We start from the raw sequence: 23,336 nt of genomic DNA, 5'->3' as shown, positions 1-23,336 counted from the left end.
ATCGGCTTGCCGTCGTGGAAGCGTGCTTCCGGGCGCAGGTTGAACACCACCCAGCTGCGGTCCTCGGCGTATTCCACGCTGCGGGCGATCAGGCCGTAGCTGGAGGCGGGCTCGTCACCGGAGGGGTCATACAGGCCGGTACCGACCATCAGCGGCTCGTTCAGCTCGCTGACGCCGTACTGCAGGAAGTCCGCGGTGCTCACCGGCGGGCTGCCCTTGAAGGTATAGGGGTTGAGTGTGTCGAAGGTGCCCAGGCCCATCAGCCGCAGCAGGCCGCCCTTGGGAGCGTTGGGATTGACCCAGGCGAAGTGGTCGAAACTGGCCGGGTATTTGAGGTCGCCGAATTGCGCGTACCCGTGGCTTTCGGTGATCTGGGCGGAGACGGGGACGCCCAGGAAGAGTCCCAGGAGCAGGAGAGACAAGCGACGCATCAGGCGTAGGATCCGATCCTGGCTGGCTGAGGGGTAATTGCGTCGTACAGTAGCAGCTTGTCCCTGCCGCCAGAAGTCATGCAGCCGGGGCATGTAAGCCCCGGCGCAGAAGTGGGATCAGCGGCTCGCGGTGTCGAGGTACAGCGTGATGGTCTGGCCAGGCTTAAGAGCCTTGCCACTGCGCGGGTTCCAGCGCTTGATGTGCTGCATCTCGACGTTGAAGCGCTTGGCGATCAGGTACATCGAGTCGCCTTGCTTGACCTTGTAGTAGGTCGCGGTGTCCTGCTTGGCCTTGGCTTTGCTGTTGGCCGCCAGTTGGGTGGCGGCGGCGCTCTGCAGCTTGAGGGTCTGGCCGGGCTTTACGCCGTGGCTATCCAGACCGTTCCAGCGCTTGAGGTCGGCCACCTCGACGCCGTTTTTCTTGGCGATCTGCCAGAGCGTGTCGCCATTCTTCACGGTGTAGCTGCGGGTGGCGACGCGCGCGCTGGCGGTGGTCTTCGAGCTTTCCACCTGGGCCAGTTGGCGCGGGTTTTCCGGCTCGATGACCGGGCGGCCCGGCTGGCCGGGGATCACCAGGGTCTGGCCGTTGCGCAGGCGGTTGGCGCTCAGGCGGTTGGCGGCCTTGAGCTCGGCGACACTCAGGCGGTAGCGCTGGGCGATGCTGTGCAGGCTGTCGCCCTTGCGTACCCGATAGCGGCTGCCGGAGCTGGTTGCCACGGTGGCAGCCAGGGGCTTGAGTTCGACAGGCTGCAGGTTGGCGACACCAGCCTTGAGGGAGTCGGCCTTGTTCAGCGGCACCAGCAGGTGATGCGGGCCGTCGAGGGTCACGCCACGCTTGAAGGCGGGGTTGAGCTGCTGGAGTTCGTCCTGGTCCAGGTCTGCGACTGCGGCGACCTGGGAGAGATCCAGGCCTGGCTTGACCCGGATCGAGGTGAAGTAGGGCTGGTTGGCGATGGGGCTGAGGTTGATGCCATAGATGGCCGGTGCGTTGACCAATTGCGACAGGGCCAGCAGCTTGGGCACATAGTCCTGGGTTTCCTGCGGCAGCGGCAGGTTCCAGTAGTCGGTAGGCAGGCCGAGGTTTTCGTTGCGCTCGATGGCGCGGCTGACGGTACCTTCGCCGGCGTTGTAGGCCGCCAGGGCGAGCAGCCAGTCGCCGTTGAACATGTCGTGCAGACGGTTCAGGTAGGTGAGCGCGGCATTGGTCGAAGCAGTGATGTCGCGGCGACCGTCATAGAAGTTGGTCTGGCGCAGGTTGAAGTGCGTGCCGGTGCTGGGGATGAACTGCCACAGGCCCACGGCCTGGGCGCGCGACACGGCCATCGGGTTGTACGAGCTTTCGATCATCGGCAGCAGAGCGAGCTCCAGCGGCATGTCGCGCTCTTCCAGGCGCTCGACGACGTAGTGCATATACGGTGCGCCGCGCTCGCTGGCGTTCTCCAGGAACGACTGGTTGCTCATGAACCACAGGCGCTGGCGCTCGATGCGCGGGTTGGTATTGAGCTGATCCTGCAGCTGGAAACCGCCGCGCATGCGCTCCCAGATGTCGTTCTGTGCCGTGGACCATGCCGGATTGAACTGTCTGTCGATCGCACGCGCCGCGGTTGGGCGAGAGGGGGTATCGAAGTCGACCCGCTTGGATGTCTGGCAGCCGGCGAGGCCCGCTGCGAGCAGGACGATGGAGACTCGGATGGCGCGTGCCAATGCGTCTAGATCGGAGGTCTTTCTGGTCTTGGGCGGCATTGGCTGATGACTTTGTCCGGGGCAAAAATTTCGGCGATTCTAGAAACCACGCCTCCCCTGGTCAAGATTTCGCCAACGTTCAGAACTGGTCCTTCCAGCGGCGAATGGTCGCAAAGACCTCTTCCGGCGTGCGGATTTGCTGGCCATCCCGCTCGTCGGCCATTTTCTTAACGGATGTTTCTGACACGCGAAGGAAAGGATTCGTAGCTCTCTCCAGGTCAATGGAAGAAGGCAGGCTGATCTTCCCCTGTTCGCGCCAGCGGCTGACCTCTTCGAAGCGCGCGAGGACTTCCGGGTTCTCCGGTTCCACCGCGCAGGCGAAGCGGAGGTTGCTGAGGGTGTATTCGTGTGCACAGTACACAGCGGTGTGGCCGGGCAAGGCGGCCAGCCGGCTCAGCGATGCATGCATCTGGGCCGGTGTGCCTTCGAACAGGCGGCCGCAACCTGCTGCGAACAGGGTATCGCCGCAGAACAGCAAGGGTTGCTCTTCATCGTCATGGCTGTCTGTCGAGTGGAAATAGGCGATATGCCCAAGGGTGTGGCCCGGGACATGGATGACCTCGAAATCCAGTCCGAGCACCTCCACATGGTCGCCGTCTTCCAGCGCCAAGTCGCGCCCTGGAATCTTTTCACCGGCAGGTCCCAGCACGCGGGCGCCGGTCGCGGCCTTGAGGCGAACGACGCCCCCGACATGGTCGGCATGGTGATGGGTAATGATGATATCGGTCAGCTTCCAGCCCGGATGGGCCAGCAGCCATTGCTCGACCGGTGCGGCGTCACCCGGATCGACCACGGCGCATTCGCGGCGGGTCACATCCTGCAACAGCCAGAGGTAGTTGTCGGAAAAGGCGGGCAGGGCATCTATCTGTATCATGGGTGGAAAGTCGCCAAGTGGTGGGCATTGGCGCATAGTAGTGCGGATACGCACTTTTGTGTCGCGCTGTGCCACAGGGGGACGTGATGATCGAAGAACCCTTCGCCCAGGCCGATGCCGACTGGCTGGAGCTGATCGACCAGGCTCGCCATTGGCTGTCCGGGCCGATTGGCGGAATGATGCTCGCCGAAGAGCAGCAATTGCTGATCGATGAGCTGGAGCGCTATTTCGGCGGTTACCTGGTCCATTACGGGCCGCATGCGGAGTTGCCGGCCAGCGTCGGCAACATCCAGCGCGGCGTACGCCTCGGGCCGCCGCTGCCCGGCGTGGAGATCGCCTGCGACGAAGCGGCCTGGCCGCTGGGCGAGCATGCCGCGGATGTGGTGCTGCTGCAGCATGGCCTGGATTTCTGCCTGTCACCGCACCGTTTATTGCGTGAAGCCGCGCGCAGCGTGCGTCCCGGTGGGCACCTGCTGGTCGTCGGGGTGAATCCCCGGAGCGCCTGGGGCATCCGCCACTACTTCGCCCGCGACGCCTTGCGCCGCGCCCGCTGCATCTCGCCCGGCCGGGTCTGCGACTGGCTCAACCTGCTGGGCTTCGCGCTGGAGAAACGCCGCTTCGGGTGTTATCGTCCGCCGCTTGCATCGGCGAAATGGCAGGGCCGTCTGGCCCGCATGGAAACCTGGGGCCCCGTGCTGCAGGGCTCCGGCGCCGGCTTCTATCTATTGGTGGCGCGCAAGCTGGTGGTCGGTCTGCGGCCCCTGCGTCAGCCCCGTCGTGAACCGCGCGGCCAACTGGTGCCGCTGCCGGTGGCCAAGGTCAGTCGTCGCGATTCCGAGTCCTGAAAGCGAGCCAAATGAGCGAAGAGAAAGTCGAGATCTACACCGACGGCGCCTGCAAGGGCAACCCGGGACCGGGTGGCTGGGGCGCCGTGCTGTTCTACAAGGGTGCCGAGCGCGAGTTGTGGGGCGGCGAGGCGGAAACCACCAACAACCGCATGGAACTGATGGCCGCCATCATGGCCCTCGCCGCGCTCAAGCGGCATTGCGACGTGCGCATCGTCACCGATTCGCAGTACGTCATGCAGGGCATCACCGAGTGGATGGTCAACTGGAAGAAGCGCGGCTGGAAGACTGCCGCCAAGCAGCCGGTGAAGAATGCCGACCTGTGGCAGGCGCTGGACGAGCAGGTGAACCGGCATACTGTCGAATGGCGCTGGGTGCGCGGCCACACCGGCCATCCCGGCAACGAGCGTGCCGACATGCTCGCCAACCGCGGCGTGAGCGAACTGCCCCGCTAAGCGTCCCGCTATCAGCATCAAGCTCGTCCGGATCAGTCCGGGCGAATCAACCGCAAGAAGGTTTCACACAGAATGCGCAGCGTCGTACTCGATACTGAAACGACCGGTATGCCGGTCACCGACGGTCACCGGATCATCGAGATCGGTTGCGTCGAACTCGAAGGTCGCCGCCTGACTGGCCGGCACTTCCACGTCTACCTGCAGCCCGACCGCGAGATCGACGAGGGCGCCATCGCCGTCCACGGCATCACCAACGATTACGTCAAGGACATGCCGCGCTTCCGCGAGGTGGCCAATGACTTCTTCGAGTTCATCAATGGCGCGCAGCTGATCATCCACAACGCGGCGTTCGACGTTGGCTTCATCAACAACGAGTTCGCCCTGATCGGTCAGAGCGAGCGCGCCGAAGTCGCCGACTACTGCTCTATCCTCGACACCCTGCTGATGGCCCGCGAGCGCCATCCGGGACAGCGCAACAACCTCGATGCGCTATGCAAGCGCTATGGCGTCGACAACTCCGGCCGTGATTTGCACGGCGCACTGCTCGATGCCGAGATTCTGGCCGACGTCTACCTGGCGATGACCGGTGGCCAGACCAGCCTGTCGCTGGCGGGTAATGGCGCCGAAGGTGACGGCAGCGGGCGCGCCACGGCCACGGCGATTCGCCGCCTGGCGGCCGAGCGCGGATTGACCCGGGTGATCCGCGCCACCGATGCGGAAATCGAGGCGCATGTTGCGCGCCTGGCGGTGATCGAGAAGTCCGCTGGCGGCCCGTCGCTGTGGGCGCAGATGGAAGCGCCGAAGGAGTGATCCTCCGCGTTGACCGAGAAAAGGCCCCTGAACAGGGGCCTTTTCATTTCTGTGGGCGCTAGCCAGAGCAAATCGCTCGAGGTGAGCGTTCCTGTCAGCCACGCGACGTTTTCGTACAGCCGTCAGTCCAGCGCATTCCCCTACATTCCGTGAGCCCATACTCTGAAGAGGATCGACGCCAGTCGTATGTCTTTTCAGGGGTTCACAATGTACAAAGACCTAAAATTCCCCATCCTAATCGTTCACCGCGACATCAAGGCCGATACCGTGGCCGGCGACCGGGTGAGGGATATCGCGCGGGAGCTGGAGCAGGACGGCTTCAGCATCCTCTCCACTGCGAGCTCCGCGGAGGGGCGCATCGTCGCCTCCACCCACCATGGTCTCGCCTGCATCCTGGTCGCCGCCGAGGGGGCGGGGGAGAACCAGCGGTTGCTGCAGGACGTGGTGGAGCTGATCCGCATGGCACGGGTGCGCGCGCCGCAATTGCCGATCTTCGCCCTTGGCGAGCAGATGACCATCGAGAACGCGCCGGCCGAATCCATGGCCGACCTGCACCAGTTGCGCGGCATCCTCTATCTGTTCGAAGACACCGTGCCGTTCCTCGCCCGCCAGGTCAGCCGTGCTGCGCGCAAGTACCTGGAAGGTTTGCTGCCGCCTTTCTTCCGCGCACTGGTGGAGCACACGGCGCAATCCAACTATTCCTGGCACACGCCCGGCCATGGTGGTGGCGTGGCGTATCGCAAGAGCCCGGTGGGGCAGGCCTTTCACCAGTTCTTCGGCGAGAACACCCTGCGTTCGGACCTCTCGGTCTCTGTGCCCGAACTGGGCTCGCTGCTCGATCACACCGGCCCGCTGGCCGAGGCGGAGGCCCGCGCCGCGCGCAATTTCGGCGCCGACCACACTTTCTTCGTGATCAACGGCACCTCCACGGCGAACAAGATCGTCTGGCATTCCATGGTCTGCCGCGATGACCTGGTGCTGGTGGACCGCAACTGCCACAAGTCGATTCTCCACTCGATCATCATGACCGGCGCCATCCCGCTGTACCTGACGCCGGAGCGCAACGAGCTGGGCATCATCGGGCCGATCCCGTTGTCCGAGTTCAGCCGCGAATCCATCGCCGCGAAGATAGAGGCCAGCCCGCTGGCGCGTGGCCGCGAGCCGAAAGTGCGGTTGGCGGTGGTCACCAATTCCACCTATGACGGCCTCTGCTACAACGCGCAGATGATCAAGCAGGCCCTGGGCGACAGCGTCGAGGTACTGCACTTCGACGAAGCCTGGTACGCCTACGCGGCGTTCCATGAGTTCTACGGCGGCCGCTACGGCATGGGCACCCGCCGCGATGACAGCGGCCCGCTGGTGTTCACCACTCACTCCACGCACAAGATGCTCGCGGCGTTCAGCCAGGCCTCGATGATCCACGTGCAGGACGCAGGCTCCCGGCGCTTCGAGCAGGCGCGCTTTAACGAAGCTTTCATGATGCACATCTCCACGTCGCCGCAGTACGGCATCATCGCCTCGTTGGATGTGGCCTCGGCAATGATGGAGGGCCCGGCGGGGCGTTCGCTGATCCAGGAAACTTTCGACGAGGCCCTGAGCTTCCGCCGGGCGCTGGCCAACGTGCAGCAGAACCTCGCCGAGGATGACTGGTGGTTCTGCGTCTGGCAGCCGCCGGGCGTCGAGGGGACCGACGAGGTGAAAACCCGCGACTGGGTGCTGGAGCCCAATGCTGACTGGCACGGTTTCGGCGACGCGGTGGAAGACTACGTCCTGCTCGACCCGATCAAGGTGACCCTGGCTACGCCGGGCCTGACCGCTGGCGGCCGCCTGGATTCGCGGGGGATTCCCGCCGCGGTGGTCAGTCGCTTCCTCTGGGAGCGCGGGTTGGTGGTGGAGAAGACCGGGCTGTATTCCTTCCTCGTCCTGTTCTCCATGGGCGTGACCAAGGGCAAGTGGAGCACGCTGGTCACCGAGTTGCTGGAGTTCAAGCGCAGCTACGATGCCAACCAGCCGCTGGCGGATGCGCTGCCCAGCGTCGCCCAGGCCGGCGGTGCGCGATATGCAGGCATGGGCCTGCGCGACCTGTGCGATGAACTGCACCGCTGTTATCGCGACCACGCCACGGCGAAGGCGATGAAGCGCATGTACACGGTGCTCCCGGAGATCGCCATACGCCCGGCCGACGCATACGCACAGCTGGTGCGCGGCGAGGTCGAGGCGGTACCTATCGATCGGTTGGAAGGGCGCGTTGCCGCGGTGATGCTGGTGCCATATCCGCCAGGAATCCCGCTGATCATGCCGGGGGAGCGGTTCACCGAATCCACCCGTTCCATACTCGATTACCTGGCCTTCGCCCAGAGTTTCGAGCGCAACTTCCCCGGCTTCGATTCGGACGTCCATGGCCTGCAAGTGCGCGAGGTAGACGGCGAGCGGCGCTATACCGTGGAGTGCTGCAAGTGACCGTCCGGCTCCTGACAGAAGTGACATACATCACTGTATGAAAAGTAGAACTATCCTTGTGCGCATCGGTAAAGGGAGAACTTGAGGAAAAAGGGGGGTTTCCCCTATGCGCTGTCCCGTGACGTTGCCGAATGAAAGCGAGCGCCTGAGCGCACTCGCCGACTATGGATTCGACGACGAAAGCCTGCTGCCCAGCCTCGACCCGGTGGTGCAGATTGCGGTCCGCATGTTCGGCATGCCCGTTGCGGCGGTGAACATGATCGGCAGTGACCATGTGTTCTTCGCCGCCGCCACAGGCATCGGCGAGGTGGACATGGGTCGCGACGTTTCATTCTGCGCCCATGCCATCGCCCAGGACGGGGTGATGGTGGTGGGCGACGCCAGCCGCGACGAGCGCTTCCACGACAATCCGCTGGTGACCGCGCCCAATGGCGTGCGCTTCTATGCCGGCGTGCCGCTGCTGTCGGTGGAAGGGCAGGCGTTGGGTGCTCTCTGCATCATCGACAGCAGGCCCCACGAGGACTTTTCCGGCGAGGACCGCGAACGCCTGGTCGAGCTGGCGCGCATGGCGTCGGACCGGCTGGAGCTGCGGCGCATCGAAGTCGCCTCGTCGCGCACCCGGCCCTTGTTCGAGGAGTACGCCGGCACCTCACCCACGCCCGTGGTGTGGTTCGACTGCTGGGGCGAGATCGGCGCCTGGAACGAGGCAGCGGCCAACCTGTTCGGTTACGACCTGGTCGAAGGCAGTGGGCAGGCCTTCGAGCTGCTGTTGCCCGAGCGTGAGCGCGCGTCATTCCGCGCGTTGATCAGCGGAGCCAGTGACGCCACTTCCCTGGACGGCGTGGCCGTGCCGGGGGAAATCACCGGCGTGCGCAAGGACGGCTCCGAGCTGTCCCTGGGCCTGACGCTGTTCAGTTGGTCGGAGAAGGGCAAGCTCAAGTTCGAGGCCGTACTCAAGGACCTCACCGCCCGCCATCAGGAGGAGGAAGCGCTGCGCCAACTGGCCAGCGTCGACGTGCTCACCGGATTGGCCAACCGTGGCCAGTTTTATCGCCGAACCGAGGAACTGCTGGTGCAGTCGCGGCCGGCGACGGTACTGATGATCGACCTGGATGGCTTCAAGGACGTCAACGACTCCCTTGGCCATGCGGTCGGTGACGGCATCCTGCGGCAAGTGGCCGAACGGTTGGAGCGTCTGGCAACCGACGGCGCCACGGTCGCGCGGATCGGCGGCGACGAGTTCGCCATCCTCGAGCCCAACCTGCTTTCGCCGGAACACGCCATGCGTTTCGCCCAGGCCGTGATCGCCAGCATCGCCGAGCCGATCCTCATTGATGCCCATGAAATCCACGTTGCCGCCAGTTGTGGCGTGGCGCTGGCGCCGCTGCACGCCCAGGAAGCGCTGGAGCTGGTCGGCGACGCCGACCTGGCCCTGTTCAAGGCCAAGATCAGCGGGCGCAGCCATGCCTTCGTGTTCGTCCCGGCGCTGAAGATGGAGGCGGCAGCGCGGCATCTTTACGGCATGGAGCTGCACCGCGCGGTGGCCAATGGGGAGTTCCTGCTGTTTTACCAGCCCCAGGTCAGCCTGCGCGATGGTTCGCTGCGCGGCGCCGAAGCGCTGATCCGCTGGCAGCATCCGCAGCGCGGCTTGCTGTCGCCGGCGGCTTTCCTGCCGTCGCTGGAAGGCGGGCCGCTGGCGGCCATCGTCGGCGCCTGGATCCTGGACGAGGCCTGTGCCCAGGCGGCTTACTGGCGGCGCAACGGTGCGCCGGACCTGCGTATGGGCGTCAATCTGTTCGGCGCGCAGTTCCGCATGGGCAACCTGGTCACCCAGGTGCTGGAGGCGCTGGAACGCCACGGCCTGCCGGCCGAGGCGCTGGAGCTGGAAATCACCGAGAACATCGTGCTCAACCACGACGACAGCGTGCTCAGCACCCTGCAGAGCCTGCGCTCCTATGGGGTCGGCATCGCCTTCGACGACTTCGGCACCGGCTACGCATCGCTCAGCCTGCTCAAGACCTACCCCCTCTCGCGCATCAAGATCGACCGCACCTTCGTCATCGGCATGCTGGAAACCCAGCAGGACCTCTCGGTGATCCGCGCCATTCTCGACATGGCGCGCAGTTTCGACCTGGAAACCATCGCCGAAGGCATCGAGACCACCGCGCAGCGCGACCGCCTGCGTGCTGAACGCTGCAATGAAGGGCAGGGCTACCTGTTCGCCAAGCCGATGCCTGCGCTGCAGTTCGAGCAGCTGTACGGTCTCGGCGAGCGCCAGGTCGGCCGGGCCTGAGCGACGGATTTTCTGCAGCGACATTGACCGTGCGGGGCGAAACCGTTCGAAACGGGCGGTGTCGCCTCGCAAATCGGTTTCCTCCTTTGCCCGCCGCTGTCTACCCTGTAGGACAGATCGCTGTTCTGCACCTTCGCAGGGGCAGGGCAATTAAATGAAAAGTACAGGTCGCGGGCTTCTAAGGAGCGCAGATGGCGGAAGCGAAAAAGGGCAGCATGGGATTCTGGAGCTGCACTGCGCTGGTGGTCGGCAACATGGTCGGGTCTGGGGTATTCCTGCTGCCGTCGAGCCTGGCGGCATTCGGTGGGCTCAGCCTGTTCGGCTGGCTGGTGTCGAGCACCGGGGCGGTGATCCTGGCCTTCACCTTTGCCCGGCTCGCCCGGCTCAACCCCGGTGCGGGCGGCCCCTATGCCTATACCCGCGACGGTTTCGGCAGCTTTGCCGGCTACCTGTGTGCCTGGACCTACTGGAAAGCCGCGTGGATTGGCAACGCGGCCATTGCCGTCACCCTGGTGGGCTACCTGCGGGTGTTCATTCCGGCGCTGGCCGATCCGCTGTTGATGGTCGCCACAGCCATTGGCGCGATCTGGCTGTGCACCCTGATCAACCTGCGTGGTATCACCGCCTTCGCCGTGGTGCAGAACTGCCTGACCGCGCTCAAGCTGATACCGCTGCTGCTGGTCGGCATCCTTGGCTGGTTCCACTTCAATCCGGACTACCTGACCATCCCGGCGCCGAGCGAACTGCCGAACATGGGATACGCCCAGGCCATCGCCACCACGGCGGCGCTGACGCTCTGGTCGTTCATCGGCCTGGAGTCGGCTACCGTGCCGGCGGACGACGTGCGCGACCCGAAGAAGACCATTCCCCGCGCCACGCTGTTCGGCACCCTGGCGGCTGCCTCGGTGTACATCCTCTCGATCACTGCCGTGCAGGGCCTGATGCCGCCGGAGGTACTGGCCAAGTCCACGTCGCCGTTCGCCGATGCCGCGCGCATCCTGCTGGGCAACTGGGGTTACTACCTGGTCGCGGGCGGCGCAGTGATCGCCTGCCTGGGCGCGCTCAATGGCTGGGTGCTGCTGCAGGGCCAGATTCCGGTGGCACCGGCCCGTGACGGGCTGTTCCCCGAGTCCCTGGGCAAGCTCAACAAGAACGGCGCGCCGGCCAATGGGCTGCTTTCTTCCGGGCTGCTGGTGACGGCATTGGTGATGGTCGACGGCCACGGCGAGCTGGTGGAGGTATTCAACGTCATCATCCTGCTCGGCACCATGACCGGTGTCGTGCCTTACGCCTTCTGCACCGCGGCGCTGCTGCAGATGCTGGCGACCAAGCCGGAGTCCTTCTCCCCACGCTCGCGCCCGCAGGTGCTGGCCATCGGTTGCCTGGGCTTCCTCTATTCGCTGTGGGCGCTCTATGGCACCGGCGAACAGGCGATCTTCTGGGGCTTCCTGGTGTTCATGGCGGGCATCCCGATGTACACCTGGCGGCAGTACCGTAATCGCGTGCAAGGGCTACCGATGGCGGCCGGCGACTGATTGTCGCGTACCGGGCCTTGCAGCCAGATCAAGCACTTGCTGGCCGATCTGCGAGCCAGTTCCCGCCCGATGCCGTGGGCTGCGTCACAGACCACGGCATCGACTTTTAGTTTCGCCTTGTTATAGTGACGCGATTTCCAAAATCTGATTCCCAGCACGAATAAGAACTGTTGGCCCGGGCTCCAGCGGCACTGCGCCGCACCCAGACGAGAAGCAGGGCATACCCGAGGACATCCCCGTGAAAGAATACAAAGCCTTCCGCATCGAGCTGGCGGACAAGATCGCCCATGTGCAGATCAACCGTCCGGAAAAACTCAACGCGATGAATGCCGATTTCTGGAAGGAAATCATCGATATCTTCCAGTGGGCCGATGAAACGGATGAAGTCCGTGTCGTGGTCCTCAGCGGCGCCGGCAAGCACTTCTCCGCCGGTATCGACCTGGCGCTGCTGGCCCAGGCTGCCAGCCAGCTGGGCAAGGACGTCGGCCGCAATGCCCGCGCCCTGCGCAAGACCATCCTCCAGCTGCAGGGCTCCTTCAACGCCGTGGACAACTGCAGCAAGCCGGTCCTCGCGGCGATCCAGGGCTACTGCATCGGCGGCGGCATCGACCTGATCTCCGCCTGCGACATGCGCTACTGCAGCGCGGACGCGCAGTTCTCCATCAAGGAAATCGACATGGGCATGGCTGCCGACGTCGGCACCCTGCAGCGCCTGCCGCGCCTGATCGGCGACGGCATCATGCGCGAACTGGCCTACACCGGGCGTAACGTCAATGCCGAGGAAGCCCAGCGTATCGGCCTGGTCAACAGCGTCTACGCCGACCACGCCTCGCTGTTCGACGGCGTGATGGAGCTGGCCCGGCAGATCGCCGCCAAATCGCCGATCGCCATCCGCGGCACCAAGGAAATGATCGGCTACGCCCGCGACCACCGCGTCGAGGACGGCCTGGAATACATCGCCACCTGGAACGCCGCGATGCTGCAGTCCGCTGACCTGCAGGCCGCCATGATGGCGCACATGAGCAAGAAGACCCCCGAGTTCGCCGATTGATGTCCGTCCACTCTTCTTGCGCGCAGGAGGCGCACTAGGCCGATGGTTACTGGAGCCACGTCCCTCAGTCTGGTCCGCGACGAGCTGTTCGCCACGATGGAGGAGGCCGAGCAGAACCTCGAGCACTTCATCGCCGAGCGTCAGAACGGCAGCCTGCTGCAACATTCCGTCGATTGCCTGAGCCAGATCCGCGGCACGCTGAACCTGATCGAGCTGGCGGGTGCCGAACTGCTGGCGCAGGAAGCGCTGGACCTGGCCACCGACATTCCCACCGGGGTCAGCGAAGACCGCGACGGCCAACTGGCTGCGCTCGGCAATGCGCTCTATGTGCTGCGCCGCTACCTGGAAAACCTCGAGGCGCACCGTCAGGAAATCCCCGAGCTGCTGCTGCCGGCGATCAACGACGTGCGCCAGGCCGCTGGCCAGCCCGCCCTGCCGGAGAGCTTCTTCTTCAGTGCGCGCCTGGACCTGCCGCGCCCGCTGCGCGCCGTTACCGCGCCGCAGGTGGACAACCCTGCGCGTGAAGTCCGCCGCTTGCGGCAGATGTACCAGGTCGGCCTGGTGGGGCTGATCCGCGAACAGAATCTCTACCCGAGCCTCAAGCTCATGGGTCGCGCACTGGGCAAGCTCGACGTGCTGCTGGGCAGTGCGGCGCGCACTCGCCTGTGCTGGGTCGGCGCCGGCGCGCTGGAAGCGCTGGTCGACGCGCAGATGCTGCCACGCAAGACACGCAAGCTGGTGTTCTCGCGCCTGGATCGCGAGCTCAAGCAACTGATCGCCAACCCGCAGTACGAAGCGCCGCGGCAGTTGCTCAAGGAACTGCTCTATCTCACCACGCTGGCCGACACCGGCGGCGTGCGCGCCACTGAGCTGCGCCAGGTGTTCGGCCTGGCACCGCTGCCGTTCACCGATCACCTGCTCGAAGACGAGTCGCAACGCCTGTCCGGCCCCGGCCAGTCGGTGATGCGTTCGCTGTCGGTGGCGATCCGCGAGGAGCTCACGGCGGTGAAGGACCAGCTCGACCTGATCGAGCGCGGCGTTTCCCAGGCCGATGCGCTGGGCATCCTGCACACCCAGTTGGGCAAGCTGGCCAAGACTCTGGGCATGGTGGGCCTGAATTCTGCCGCCACGTCGCTGCAGCACCAGCATGGCGTGGTCGCCGGCTGGGTCGCCAAGGGCGCGGTGGACGATCCGGCTGCGCTCAACGCACTGGCCGACGCGTTGCTGTACGTCGAAAGCATGGTCGGCAACCTGGAGCGTGGCGAGCGCATGAGCGCGCGCCCGGCGCCGATGGGGGAGGACGATTCCTTCGCCGTGCATCAGCTTGCCGAAGCGCGCATTGTGGTGATCGACGAAGCCCAGTCGGGCCTGGCGCTGGCCAAGCGCGCGATCACCGCGTACCTGGAATCCAACGGCGACAAGCTGCACCTGGCCAACGTGCCGATCAGCCTGCAGGCAGTGCGCGGCGGCCTGTGGTTCCTCGGCCAGGAGCGTGCGGCATTGCTCGTGGGTGCCTGTGCCGATTACATTCAGGGGCAGATGATCGAGACGACCCAGATGCCGTCCGAGCAGATGCTGGAAACCCTGGCCGATGCTCTGACCGGCCTGGAGTACTACCTGGAGGGTGGAGCCATGATGCGGCCTGAAGGCCAACCCGACGTCCTGGACGTCGCCAGCGAGAGCGTCAAGGCCCTGGGCCTGACGGTGGCTGCCTGATGCGTACCGGGCGTTGGGAATCCTCGATGTTCGAGGTGGCTACGAACGGTGGCTGGGCGCTCGCCCATTGCCAGCAGCAGTTCCTTGCCGACAGCAACGGCGTGCTGTTTCCCCGTGACTGGCTCAAGCGCCAGGACCTTTCCGTGCTTTCCGAGCACGCCGTCGGGCAGTTCGATGGCGAGCCGGTGTACCTGCTGGAAGTCGATCGTACCGACCCGCTGGAGGGTGCCAGCTGGATCGGCCTGCGCCAATTCATGATGCAGGCCGAGGAAGACATCTTCGCCATGCTCGGCTTCGCCAGCCAGATCGGCATCTGGTGGCGGCAGAACCGCTTCTGCGGCAGCTGCGGGCAGCCCAATCAGCGCATGCCCCGCGACCGCGCCATGCAGTGTGAAAGCTGCGGCATCCAGCGTTACCCGCTGCTGTCGCCGAGCATGATCGTGCTGGTGACCCGTGGCGACGAGGTGTTGCTGGCCCGTTCGCCGCGCTTCGTGCCGGGGATGTACAGCACCCTGGCAGGTTTCGTCGAGCCGGGCGAGTCGGTGGAGCACTGCGTCGCGCGCGAAGTGCGCGAAGAGGTGGGCGTCGAGATCGGCAATATCCGCTACATGGGCAGCCAACCCTGGCCGTTCCCGCATTCGCTGATGTTCGGCTACCACGCCGAGTACGTCAGCGGCGAGATCGTCATGCAGCCGGACGAGATCGAGGATGCCCGCTGGTTCCACGTCGACGAGCTGCCGCGCCTGCCGGCCGAGCGCTCCATCGCCCGCTACCTGATCGAGGTCTACCTGGCGCGCCGCGCCGGTCGTCCCGATCCCGTCCTGCCCGGCGGCGCCTGACTCCAGGCGCCGCACTGGCCGTCTTCAGGCCGCGGCAGCGAACCAGTGCTGCCAGGCCAGGCGCACGGTCAGCGCCAATACCACCAGGATGAATACCGGACGGATGAACTTGGCGCCGCCACCGATCGCCGTGCGCGCGCCGAAGTAGGCGCCGACCATCAGTGAGCTGCCCATGCACAGCCCCAGCAGCCAGACCACCTGGCCCGAGGCGATGAACACCGCCAGCGCAACGATGTTGCTGACGAAGTTCATGCTGCGCGCCACGCCGCTGGCGCGTACCAGGTCCAGCGGGTACATCAGCAGCGTGCTGACGGTCCAGAAGGCGCCGGTGCCGGGCCCGGCCACGCCGTCGTAGAAGCCCAGGCCCAGGCCCTGCGGCCACTGCCGGCCCTGGGCGATCTGCGGGTTGGCGTCCAGCGGCGCTTCGGGCGTCTTACCGAACAGCAGGTACAGGCCACAGCCGAACACCACCACCGGCAGCATGCGGTTCAGCCATTCCGCCGGCATCAGGTGCGCGGCCCAGGCGCCGAGCGCTGCACCGATGGCGGTGGCGATCAGCCCTTTGCGCCACTGGCGCGGCTGGAACAGTTTGCGGCGGTAGAAGGTGTAGCTGGCCACGGCGGCGCCAAAGGTCGAGCTGAGCTTGTTGGTGCCCAGCGCCAGGTGCGGCGGGACGCCGGCGGTGAGCAGGGCGGGGATGGTCAGCAGGCCACCGCCGCCGGCAATGGCGTCGATGAAACCGGCGAGGAAGGCGACGCCGGCGAGGATGACGAGGGTGGTCGGGTCTACGACGAGTTCGAAGGGCATTGGGTTCGCCTTGATCAGGGGCCCGTCCAGCCACTCTTTTGTAAAGAGCGGGTGGCATAGGAAACGTTAACGGGCCCGAAAGCTGCGACGGTCTGGCTGGCCGCGCAGGTACGCGGTGCGCATAATGCCGGCAATTCTACGAGGAAGGAAATCATTCGATGCAGTACGACGGTCTGGCCTGGGTCGTTGCCATCCTGGCGCTATTGGCCCTGGCGGTAGCCGCCCGCATTCTGTTCGACCGTCACTGGTTCCTCGGTTGGTTGCGCGGTACGGCGGGAATGCTGTTCGTGGCCTTGGCCGCGTTGGTGGCGCTGGTGGCCTGGGACCTGCGCAGCTATGACGCGCTGCCGGCAGAGCGGCCTCTGGCGACCCTGAGCTTCCACAAGGTCGGCGAGCAACGCTATGACGTGACGCTGCTGCAGGGCGACGAGGAGCGTCGCGTGGAGCTGGCCGGCGACCTCTGGCAACTGGATGCACGGGTACTGGAGTGGAAAGGCCTGGCACGGCTGATCGGCATGGCGCCCGGTTATCGCCTGCAGGACCTGTCCGGCCGCTTCCTGGCGGTTGAGCAGCAGTCCCTCGGGCGCAAGGTTTCGCTGGTTTCCGATGCGCCGGGGATCGACCTCTGGCGCTGGCTGCGCGATGGCCAGCACGATCTGCTGACTTTCGTGCCGAAAGCCGGGCGGGTGAATTATCTGCCAATGGCCGACCAGGCGGTTTTCGCCGTGCGTTACGGGGCGGGCGGGCTGACCGCCGAGCCGATGAATGCGGCGGCCAATCAGGCACTCAAGGAGTGGCAGTAATTCGCCGTCTGCAGGAGCGAGCCTGCTCGCTCCTGCAAAATCAGAAAAGGGAGCCGAATGGCTCCCTTTCTCGTTTCCGCGAAAGCGCTTAGGCGAGGAAGCCGCCGTCCACGTTCAGCGTCACGCCGGTGGTGTAGCTGGAGGCATCGCTGGCGAGGTACAGCACGGCGCCGGCCATTTCGCTCGGGTCGGCTACGCGCTTGAGCGGGATGCGCTGCAGGGCAACGTTGCGGATGGCGTCGTTGCTCACCAGGGCCGAGGCGAACTTGGTGTCGGTCAGGCCCGGCAGCAGGGCGTTGCAGCGGATGTTGAACTGCGCGCATTCCTTGGCGAAGACCTTGGTCATGCTGATCACGGCGGCCTTGGTCACCGAGTAGATGCCCTGGAACTCGCCCGGGGTAACGCCGTTGACCGAGGCAACGTTGATGATGCTGCCGCCACCGTTGGCCTTCATCAGCTTGCCGCCTTCGATGGACATGAAGTAGTAGCCGCGGATGTTCACGTCGACGGTCTTCTGGAAGGCCGACAGGTCGGTGTCCAGCACGTTGCAGAACTGCGGGTTGGTAGCGGCGTTGTTGACCAGGATATCCAGGCGGCCGAACTGCTCGCGGATCTGCGCGAAGACGGCCTGGATCTGCTCCATTTCACCGATGTGGCAGGCAATCGCGGTGGCCTTGCCGCCGGCGGCGACGATCTCGTCAGCCACGGCCTGGCAGCCATCGATCTTGCGGCTGGAGACGATCACGTGGGCGCCCTGTTGGGCCAGCAGCTTGGCGATGGCCTCGCCGATGCCGCGGCTGGCGCCGGAAACGAAGGCGATCTTGCCTTCGAGGTCGAACAGTTGGGTCTTGGACATGGAAATTCTCCTTGTTTTGGGCCGCAAGAGTCGGCTGGCGACCGGCTGCGCGTCGGCTGTACTGCGTTGGAAGCCGGACTCAGATGCTCATTTACAATCGGTAAACTCCGCTCTTCGTCTGGCTTCCGCCTTGTACGGCTCTAGCTCGCCAGGTCGACAGTCGACTCTTACAGGCGGGACTTGCCGATGACCTGCAGGCTCACCTGTTCCAGCAGCTTGTTGGCGTGGATGAAGGTGGCGAAGCGCTTGTCCTGGGTCTGGCCGTGGAAGAAGCGGTAGTAGATCTGCTGCATGATGCCGGCCAGGCGGAACAGGCCGTAGGTGTAGTAGTAATCGAGGTTGTCGATCTGGATGCCAGCGCGTTCGGCGTAGTAGTCGGCGAATTGCTGGCGCGTGAGCATGCCCGGCTCGTGGCTGGGCTGGCGGCGCAGCATCTGCATCGGCTGCGGGTCGCCCGCTTCGATCCAGTAGGCGAGGGTGTTGCCCAGGTCCATCAGCGGGTCGCCGATGGTGGTCATCTCCCAGTCGAGCACGCCGATGATCTGCATCGGGTTGTTCGGGTCGAGGATGACGTTGTCGAAGCGGTAGTCGTTGTGGACGATGCCCGGCTTGTGGTGGTCGGCCGGCATCTTCTCGCGTAGCCATACCTTCACCTGTTCCCAGGCCGGTGCGTCGGGGGTCAGGGACTTCTCGTAGCGATCGATCCAGCCGCCGATCTGGCGCTGCACGTAGCCCTCGGGCTTGCCCAGGTCACCCAGGCCGCAGGCGTTGTAGTCGACGTTGTGCAGGTCGACGAACTTGTCGATGAAGCTCTTGCACAGCGCGGTGGTCTGCGCCGCGCCGAGGTTGAGTTCCTTGGGCAGGTCGCTGCGCAGGATGATGCCGTTGACCCGTTCCATGACGTAGAACTCGGCGCCGATCACCGATTCGTCGGTGCAGTAGGCGTACGCCTTGGGGCAGTAGGGGAAGCCGTCCCTCAGCTGGTTCAGGATGCGGTATTCGCGGCCCATGTCGTGGGCGGACTTGGCCTTCTTGCCGAACGGCGGGCGGCGCAGGACCAGTTCCTGGTTGTCGTACTGGATCAGGTAGGTCAGGTTCGACGCGCCGCCGGGGAACTGGCTGATGCGCGGCTGGCCCTGCAGGCCGGGAATGTGGTCCTTGAGGTAGCCGTCGATCACGGCGGCGTCGAGTTCTTCACCTTCGCGGGAGCGGATGGTCTGGTCGGTCAACGACATGCTGGTCCCTTCTTGTACTGGGCTTGTACGGGTCATCGCACCGCAGCGAAAGCGGCGGGCAAGGGTGGCGCGCAAGGTGGCGTCGTGCTCTGGCCTGATGGGGTGCGGCAGAATCAGGCAAAGCAATGATGGCGCCGGGTGATCATTGGCTAATCTAATGTCGACGTCTGCCGCTCACAAGCACGGCGGGACGTTATTGGCGTCCGTGTTGCACTCCGATCAAGCTGCCTGATTCGCGGGCCGGAGCGGGGCCCGGGCATAAAAAAACCGGAGCCAGGGACTCCGGTTTTTCGTGCTGCGCGGGCAGGCTTCCTCGGATCAGACCGGGAACAGTTCGCCCAGCTTCATCGCCAGCATCATGTCGCCTTCGGCGCGCAGCTTGCCGGCCATGAAGGCTTGCATGCCGTCGGTTTCGCCACTGGTGATGCCCTTGAGGGTCTCGCTGTCCATGATCAGGGTGACGTTGGGGGACTCGGCGTCGCCCTGTACCACTTCGCAGGTACCGTCCTTGACGACCAGGTAGTGGTTGTCGCCGTCTTCGATGTTGAACTGGAACACCAGATCCAGGCCGGCGGCCGCGCTGGCGTTGAACTTGCTCTTCATGGTGGAAACGATGTCAGCAACACTCATGGTTCTATTCCTTTTCTAGGTTTTCTCGCGCGGCGCTCTGCGCCGCATTGGGCCGGTACTCAACGATAGGTGATGAGTTCCGGCGCCCTCAACAGTTCCAGATGCACGTGACTGTTGAAGGAAGCCAGGGCCACTTCGCTGCCGCGGAACTTCAGGCGGTTGAGCGAAGTGTTGACGATCTGCCAGTTGAGCTCGAAGGCGTTCAGCGCCGGAATGCCGGTGACCATCTGCAGGACGGCGGTGATGGTGCCGCCGGAGGTGAACACGCCGATGTTGTCCTTGCCGCTGGCCGACTCCAGCAGGCGCTTGAGGCCGCCGTGCACGGTGTCGAGGAATTGTGCCCAACTGACCAGGCCGTCCTTGTCGTGGTCGCCGGAAACCCAGCGGGCGATCACGGTGGAGAACAGACGCTGGAATTCGGCGCGGTGGTCGGCGGCGTTGCGCATGATGTGCAGCGCCTGCGGCTCGATCTCCAGCAGGTCCGGCAGGTGGGCGCGGATCACTGCGTCGGCTTCGAATTCGTTGAAGGCGGAGTCTATTTCCAGGGTGGGCGTATCGATCCCGGCTTCGTTCAGCCGGCCCATCACCGCTTCGGCGGTGTGGCGCTGGCGGCGCAGGTCGCCGGCAATGCAGCGATCGAAGCGCAGGCCGAGGCTGGCCAGGTGCTCGCCGAGGATTTGCGCCTGGCGCACGCCGGTGTCCGAGAGCACATCGTAGTCGTCGGCACCGAATGAAGCCTGGCCATGTCGAATCAGGTAGATGCTTCCCACGCGCGCGTTCCCGGCAGGGCTGAAAGTTCCGGCGAGGTTATGAGGATCACCTGGGGCTGTCAACGAAAAAACATACGCTTGTTTGAATGCTATTCGCTGGACTGATACAGCGCTTTGCCAGCGCTGGTGGCGGGCCCGCGGCGTGGGTATGCTTGCGGGATTCACAGCGCTTGTCACGCGTGCGCGTACAGAATTGTAAAAGGGGATGTGAGTGGAGTTTCTAGCGGATTACGCGGGTTTCCTGGCCAAGACCTTCACCGTGGTGGTGGCCATCGTCATCGTCCTGGTGGTGATCGCCGCTCTGCGCGGCCGCGGCCGTCGTGGCGGCAGCGGGCACCTGGAGGTGCATAAGCTCAACGACTTCTACAAGGAACTGCGCGAGCGCCTGCAGCACAGCGTGCTGGAGAAGGCCAAGCTGAAGGCCCTGCGCAAGTCCGAGGCGAAAACGCTGAAGGAAGCGAAAAAGAAGAAGGGCGGCGAGAAGAACCGCGTCTACGTGCTCGACTTCGATGGCGACATCAAGGCCTCGGCCACCGAGCAACTGCGCCATGAAGTGACTGCGCTGCTGACCCTGGCTACTCCGCGTGACGAAGTGGTACTGCGCCTGGAAAGCGGCGGCGGCATGGTCCATGGCTACGGCCTGGCCGCCTCCCAGCTGGCGCGCATCCGCCAGGCCGGTGTGCCGCTGACCGTCTGCGTCGACAAGGTCGCCGCCAGCGGTGGCTACATGATGGCCTGCATCGGCGAGCGCATCTTGTCTGCGCCTTTCGCCATCCTCGGCTCCATCGGCGTGGTGGCCCAGCTGCCCAACATCCATCGCCTGCTGAAGAAGCACGACGTCGATTTCGAAGTACTCACCGCCGGCGAGTACAAGCGCACCCTGACCGTGTTCGGCGAGAACACCGACAAGGGCCGCGAGAAGTTCCAGGAAGACCTGGAAACCACCCACGAACTGTTCAAGCGTTTCGTCGTCCACTACCGCCCCCAGTTGGCCATCGACGAGATCGCCACCGGCGAGGTCTGGTTGGGTCAGGCGGCGCTGGGCAAGAAACTGGTTGACGAGCTCAAGACCAGTGACGAATACCTGGCCGAACGCGCCCGTGAGGCGGATGTCTACCAGCTCAGTTATGTGCAGAAGAAGTCCATCCAGGAACGCTTCGGCGTGGGCGTCAGCGGCGTGATCGATCGCGTGCTGGTGACCTGGTGGGACCGCCTGGGTCGCAGCCGTTTCTGGCAGTGACTCTTCTGGCAATGATTGGGCGTCGGGCGCCGGGATCGCGCCCGTTTATCGAATTCGAAAGAGGAGGGTCGAGATGAGTGCATTCAAGGCGTTGTGGGTCACGGAGAGCGCGCACGGCGTGCATGACCTGCAGGTGGCCGAGCGGCAGGTTGCCGATCTGCCGGCTGGTGAAGTGCTGGTGCGGGTGAAGTATTCCTCGCTCAACTACAAGGATGCGCTGTCCGCCAGCGGCAACCGTGGCGTCACCCGCAAGTACCCGCACACTCCCGGCATCGACGCCGCCGGCGTGGTGGAAGAGTCCTCGGTGGGCGAATTCGCCGCCGGCGATGAAGTCATCGTCACCGGCTATGACCTGGGCATGAACACCCCAGGCGGCTTTGGCCAGTACATCCGCGTGCCTGCCGCCTGGCTGATCAAGCGCCCGCAGGGCCTGTCGCTGCGCGAATCGATGATCCTCGGCACCGCCGGCCTGACTGCCGCGCTGTGCGTCGACAAGCTCGAGCGCGCCGGCCTGACGCCGTCCGCCGGCCCCATCCTGGTCACTGGCGCCACCGGCGGCGTGGGCAGCATCGCGGTGATGCTGCTGGCGCAACTGGGCTACACCGTGGCTGCCGCCACCGGCAAGCTGGAACAGGCCGAGCTGCTGAACCGCCTTGGCGCGCGGCAGATTCTCGACCGTGCCACCGTCTCCGACGGCGTCGACAAGCCGCTGCTGCGCGAGCAGTGGGCCGGCGCGGTGGACACCGTGGGCGGCGACATCCTGTTCAACGTGGTCAAGTCGCTGCAGTACGGCGGCAGCGTCGCCTGCTGCGGCCTGACCGCCGGCGCCGCCTTCAAGGCCACCGTGCTGCCCTTCATCCTGCGCGGCGTGAACCTGCTGGGCGTGGACTCGGTAGAGCTGCCGCTGGTGGTCAAGGCTTCCATGTGGGACAAGCTGTCCCTGCAATGGAAGCTCGACAACCTCGAAGCGGCGGTCCGTGAGGTCAAACTCGACGACCTGCCGGCCGCCATCCACCAGATCCTGGCCGGCAAGCTGGTCGGGCGGGTGCTGGTCAACCTGGATTGATGCCCGTGCCGGGCCTGGGAGTCAGCCCAGGTCCGGCAACAGGTAATCCGCCCACAGCGAATCGGCGAACTGGCTTCTGAAAAATCCGAAGTGGCCGATGCGCTTCACGCCGATATCCTCCGGCGCGATTCTCTTCAGCGTCTTCGGCGAGCCACGGTAGAAACCGTGCAGCGACTCGGTATTGCGCCCGGACATCATCTCGTCGTCGGTGAAGGAGATGGAGGTAATGGGTGTGCTCACCGAGGAATACGCCTCGCGCACCGCGCCGCCTTCCGCGCCCACCGAGTACTCCGGGTCCAGGCACCAGCGCCGCCATTGCTCGATCACCCCGCGCGGCAGGTCGCCAACCACGCCCAGGCGCTTGCCGGGGAAGTAGCCCAGCAGCGGCGTGATCGTCGGTGCCAGCAGGTACCAGAGCAGCCAGGCCTTGTGCCGCAAGCCCTTGGTGTTCTCGCGCCAGTAGCCGCTGCCGGTGGCAATGGTGAAGGCGCGGTGGATGCGCTCGGTACCTCGCACGAAGGGCAGTATCTGCCCGCCGAGGCTGTGGCCGATCCAGTACACCGGCAGCTCACCGGCCGCGGCGACCACGGCATCGAGCATGGCGCTGCAGTCGTGGTTGCCCCAGGCGAGGATGTCGACGTCCAGGTCGCGCAGGGAGCCGGCGCGGGATTTACCCATGCCGACATAGTCGAAGGTGACTGTCAGGTAGCCGCGCTCGGCCAGCCAGTTGGCGAAGGCGGTATAGAAGCGTTGCTCGACGCCCATGGCGGGGACGATCAGCACCGCTCCGCGGGCTTCGCCGGGTGGGTAGTACCAGTGGCTGGAGAGGCTTTGGCCATTACCGTTGTCCAGCGGGCGGGGAAGCGGTGTGATCATG

The 23,336-nt window shown here is 65.0% G+C and carries 20 protein-coding genes and 1 pseudogene; 12 read left to right on the top strand and 9 right to left on the bottom strand.

Going from position 1 to position 23,336, the window contains the following annotated elements; genetic code table 11:
* From A6723_RS26080 to gloB, 3 genes and pseudogenes are all read right to left on the bottom strand, one after another.
* Positions 1-431 (bottom strand): annotated as a pseudogene (locus tag A6723_RS26080) (ABC transporter substrate-binding protein); the annotation flags it as partial.
* A 117-nt stretch (positions 432-548) separates the two neighbouring features.
* A complete protein-coding gene (locus A6723_RS26075; RefSeq protein ID WP_054907722.1) occupies positions 549-2,174 on the bottom strand; it encodes a LysM peptidoglycan-binding domain-containing protein in 1,626 nt (541 codons plus the stop codon).
* Positions 2,175-2,253: 79 nt separating this feature from the next.
* Positions 2,254-3,048: a hydroxyacylglutathione hydrolase gene (gene gloB / locus A6723_RS26070; RefSeq protein WP_054907721.1), complete on the bottom strand. Its 795-nt coding sequence runs from the start codon at positions 3,046-3,048 to the stop codon at positions 2,254-2,256.
* Positions 3,049-3,137: 89 nt separating this feature from the next.
* On the opposite strand from gloB, the gene A6723_RS26065 reads away from it, so the two are divergent.
* The 9 genes from A6723_RS26065 to nudC all read left to right on the top strand — a co-directional run bounded on the left by A6723_RS26065 (position 3,138) and on the right by nudC (position 15,052).
* On the top strand, positions 3,138-3,893 hold the full coding sequence (locus A6723_RS26065; protein ID WP_024763290.1) for a class I SAM-dependent methyltransferase: 756 nt from the start codon (positions 3,138-3,140) through the stop codon (positions 3,891-3,893).
* A gap of 11 nt (positions 3,894-3,904) precedes the next feature.
* A complete protein-coding gene (rnhA, locus tag A6723_RS26060) occupies positions 3,905-4,348 on the top strand; it encodes a ribonuclease HI (RefSeq protein ID WP_024763291.1) in 444 nt (147 codons plus the stop codon).
* A gap of 72 nt (positions 4,349-4,420) precedes the next feature.
* The gene (dnaQ, locus tag A6723_RS26055) at positions 4,421-5,158 is read left to right on the top strand and encodes a DNA polymerase III subunit epsilon (protein WP_054907720.1); all 738 of its coding nucleotides are present in this window, start codon (positions 4,421-4,423) and stop codon (positions 5,156-5,158) included.
* A 207-nt stretch (positions 5,159-5,365) separates the two neighbouring features.
* A complete protein-coding gene (locus A6723_RS26050; protein WP_054907719.1) occupies positions 5,366-7,618 on the top strand; it encodes an arginine/lysine/ornithine decarboxylase in 2,253 nt (750 codons plus the stop codon).
* A gap of 118 nt (positions 7,619-7,736) precedes the next feature.
* A complete protein-coding gene (locus tag A6723_RS26045) occupies positions 7,737-9,911 on the top strand; it encodes a bifunctional diguanylate cyclase/phosphodiesterase (protein WP_256233662.1) in 2,175 nt (724 codons plus the stop codon).
* Positions 9,912-10,102: 191 nt separating this feature from the next.
* Positions 10,103-11,446, top strand: coding sequence for an amino acid permease (locus tag A6723_RS26040; protein WP_054907717.1), 1,344 nt, complete (start codon positions 10,103-10,105; stop codon positions 11,444-11,446).
* Positions 11,447-11,684: 238 nt separating this feature from the next.
* Positions 11,685-12,497 carry a crotonase/enoyl-CoA hydratase family protein gene (locus A6723_RS26035; protein ID WP_054907716.1) on the top strand — a complete coding sequence of 271 codons (813 nt, stop codon included), beginning with the start codon at positions 11,685-11,687 and terminating at the stop codon, positions 12,495-12,497.
* A gap of 42 nt (positions 12,498-12,539) precedes the next feature.
* A complete protein-coding gene (locus A6723_RS26030) occupies positions 12,540-14,213 on the top strand; it encodes a hypothetical protein (RefSeq protein ID WP_054907715.1) in 1,674 nt (557 codons plus the stop codon).
* A complete protein-coding gene (gene nudC / locus A6723_RS26025; protein ID WP_054907714.1) occupies positions 14,213-15,052 on the top strand; it encodes an NAD(+) diphosphatase in 840 nt (279 codons plus the stop codon). The genes A6723_RS26030 and nudC overlap by 1 nt, the downstream gene beginning before the upstream one ends.
* A gap of 24 nt (positions 15,053-15,076) precedes the next feature.
* On the opposite strand, the gene A6723_RS26020 is transcribed toward nudC, so the two are convergent.
* Positions 15,077-15,859, bottom strand: a complete 783-nt coding sequence (locus tag A6723_RS26020) for a TSUP family transporter (RefSeq protein ID WP_054907713.1) — start codon at positions 15,857-15,859, stop codon at positions 15,077-15,079.
* A gap of 158 nt (positions 15,860-16,017) precedes the next feature.
* On the opposite strand from A6723_RS26020, the gene A6723_RS26015 reads away from it, so the two are divergent.
* Positions 16,018-16,662 (top strand): hypothetical protein, encoded by a 645-nt coding sequence (locus tag A6723_RS26015; RefSeq protein WP_037011890.1) that lies wholly within the window; start codon positions 16,018-16,020, stop codon positions 16,660-16,662.
* 88 nt (positions 16,663-16,750) lie between these two features.
* Here A6723_RS26015 and A6723_RS26010 read toward each other — a convergent pair whose 3' ends face one another.
* The 4 genes from A6723_RS26010 to A6723_RS25995 form a co-directional block, all read right to left on the bottom strand.
* The gene (locus tag A6723_RS26010; RefSeq protein ID WP_045208354.1) at positions 16,751-17,518 is read right to left on the bottom strand and encodes an SDR family oxidoreductase; all 768 of its coding nucleotides are present in this window, start codon (positions 17,516-17,518) and stop codon (positions 16,751-16,753) included.
* Positions 17,519-17,685: 167 nt separating this feature from the next.
* On the bottom strand, positions 17,686-18,753 hold the full coding sequence (locus tag A6723_RS26005) for a phosphotransferase family protein (protein ID WP_054907712.1): 1,068 nt from the start codon (positions 18,751-18,753) through the stop codon (positions 17,686-17,688).
* A gap of 318 nt (positions 18,754-19,071) precedes the next feature.
* A complete protein-coding gene (locus A6723_RS26000; RefSeq protein ID WP_017519529.1) occupies positions 19,072-19,383 on the bottom strand; it encodes an SCP2 sterol-binding domain-containing protein in 312 nt (103 codons plus the stop codon).
* 59 nt (positions 19,384-19,442) lie between these two features.
* A complete protein-coding gene (locus A6723_RS25995) occupies positions 19,443-20,153 on the bottom strand; it encodes a histidine phosphatase family protein (protein WP_054907711.1) in 711 nt (236 codons plus the stop codon).
* Between the two features lie 211 nt (positions 20,154-20,364).
* Here A6723_RS25995 and sohB point away from each other — a divergent pair, with 211 nt between their 5' ends.
* Complete coding sequence (sohB, locus tag A6723_RS25990) at positions 20,365-21,393, top strand: protease SohB (RefSeq protein WP_054907710.1); 1,029 nt, start codon at positions 20,365-20,367, stop codon at positions 21,391-21,393.
* A gap of 73 nt (positions 21,394-21,466) precedes the next feature.
* A complete protein-coding gene (locus tag A6723_RS25985) occupies positions 21,467-22,459 on the top strand; it encodes a YhdH/YhfP family quinone oxidoreductase (protein ID WP_054907709.1) in 993 nt (330 codons plus the stop codon).
* Between the two features lie 21 nt (positions 22,460-22,480).
* Here A6723_RS25985 and A6723_RS25980 read toward each other — a convergent pair whose 3' ends face one another.
* Positions 22,481-23,335, bottom strand: coding sequence for an alpha/beta fold hydrolase (locus A6723_RS25980; RefSeq protein WP_038803142.1), 855 nt, complete (start codon positions 23,333-23,335; stop codon positions 22,481-22,483).
* Position 23,336 lies beyond the last annotated feature (1 nt).

Source organism: Pseudomonas sp. AU11447 (assembly GCF_001672555.2).
Lineage (GTDB): Bacteria > Pseudomonadota > Gammaproteobacteria > Pseudomonadales > Pseudomonadaceae > Pseudomonas > Pseudomonas nitroreducens.
Note: the sequence above shows the minus strand (reverse complement) of the source record. Positions and strands in the feature narration are given on the sequence as shown.